The organism is Levilactobacillus tujiorum (assembly GCF_012641185.1).
GTDB classification, from domain to species: domain Bacteria; phylum Bacillota; class Bacilli; order Lactobacillales; family Lactobacillaceae; genus Levilactobacillus; species Levilactobacillus tujiorum.
The window spans coordinates 1-1,126 of sequence record NZ_JAAXLK010000046.1; the positions used below are offsets into that span (position 1 = coordinate 1).

Genomic DNA, 1,126 nt, shown 5'->3' on the forward strand with positions numbered 1-1,126 from the left:
ATGACGAATTTACAATTGAAGTGCAACAGTAGTCAGAAAGTATAAAAGAAGACTCATAGTCTGAGTCCTTGTAAAATGGAATCACCACAACACCACTTACAAGGGGGACTCAGACTATGAGCCTATATAACCATCTTACCTTAAAAGATCGTGAAATCATACTTGTTGGACTGAAATTGAAGCAATCTTATCAAGAAATATCAACCGAGATTGGGTGCTCTAAAGCTACTATTTCAAGAGAAGTCCAACGCAATGGCGGACGTGAAAATTATTCAGCGGTACAAGCGCAGAAAGCCTATCAACAGCGGCGAATCAATAGTCGCCGTCCAAGAATTTTAAGTGATCCAGGAATAAGGGAATTCGTTATAAAATGCATTATCAATTATCATTGGTCACCTGAACAAATTTCAGGCCGATTATCTCATGAGAACAGTAAATGGGTTATCAGCTATAACACGATTTATCGTGGGATTGAACGTGATAATCTTGGTGTCCCACTCAAGAGTCATGGAGCACGTGGAATCGCGCGTAAGCTACGGCATCGTGGGAAAACACGTAAGGTTAAAGGAACGATCAATGAACGTCGCGGACGTTTTAACGACGCCGCTTCAATCCACGACCGACCATTATCAGCTGAGAATCGTAGTCGTTTTGGGCACTGGGAAGGAGATACTGTTCGTGGGAAAACGGGCCATTCCGCGTTAGTAACCTTAGTAGACCGCAAGTCTAGATTCCTTTTGTCTCAACGTGTTTCCAAGGTTAATTCACGCCTTGTTTATCAAGCTATTCTTAATCTTCTAGCAGAAGTAACTCCAAAGCGAATCAAGACCCTTACACCCGATCGGGGAACTGAGTTTGCGAAATATCATGAATTGATAAATGAACTTGATATCCCGGTCTACTTTCCAGATCCTCATTCACCACAGCAACGAGGAACCAACGAGAACACTAATGGCTTAATACGTGAGTATTTTCCCAGGAACACAGACTTGGACGAACTTAGCGATATAGTTATCGCCAAGTTCGTCCAAGACCTAAACAATCGACCACGCAAGGTCTTAGGCTGGAAGTCTCCAGCAGAAGTCTTCTTTGGGCAATCGTTACACTTGATTTGACAATTCGTCAT

The 1,126-nt window shown here is 42.6% G+C and carries 1 protein-coding gene; it reads left to right on the forward strand.

Going from position 1 to position 1,126, the window contains the following annotated elements; genetic code table 11:
• Positions 1 to 116 precede the first annotated feature (116 nt).
• Entirely contained in the window at positions 117 to 1,115 is a 999-nt protein-coding gene (locus tag HF569_RS12130) for an IS30 family transposase (protein ID WP_168902618.1), read from the forward strand.
• Positions 1,116 to 1,126 lie beyond the last annotated feature (11 nt).